Here is a 453-nt window from a genome sequence, read left to right on the forward strand (position 1 = left end):
ACAAAGTGATACGATAAACGTATGAACAACTATCGAAGAACCAACACCACCGTGTCGATGCTCCATTATCATTTCGTGTTCTGCCCGAGGTATCGCCGAAAACTGTTCGATGACGACCTGTTCGAGCGACGGTTCAAAGAGATCGTCCACGATGTCTGTGAAGGGCTCGACATCCACCTCCTCGCCATCGAGTGCGACCGGGACCACACGCATCTATTCTTATCCGCATTGCCATCCATCAGCCCGTCCGACATCATGGCGCGCATCAAAGGCGTCTCGTCGAAGCGGCTCAGGGAGGAGTTCCCGCACCTCACACATCTCACGAGCCTCTGGACGAGATCCTTCTTCGTGTCGACGGCGGGAAACGTCTCCAGCGAGACCATCAAACGTTATGTCGAGGAACAAAAGACAAGGGGATGAGACCGTGTCGCAGACATTGACCGTGAACATCAA

Annotated in this window: 1 protein-coding gene; it reads left to right on the forward strand. The window is 53.6% G+C overall.

Going from position 1 to position 453, the window contains the following annotated elements; translation table 11 throughout:
- Positions 1 to 21: 21 nt before the first annotated feature.
- Positions 22 to 420, forward strand: coding sequence for an IS200/IS605 family transposase (gene tnpA, locus KNP74_RS14865; RefSeq protein WP_138858715.1), 399 nt, complete (start codon positions 22 to 24; stop codon positions 418 to 420).
- Positions 421 to 453: the final 33 nt, after the last annotated feature.

The sequence above is a fragment of the Exiguobacterium sp. s141 genome, assembly GCF_018618085.1.
Lineage (GTDB): Bacteria > Bacillota > Bacilli > Exiguobacteriales > Exiguobacteriaceae > Exiguobacterium > Exiguobacterium mexicanum_A.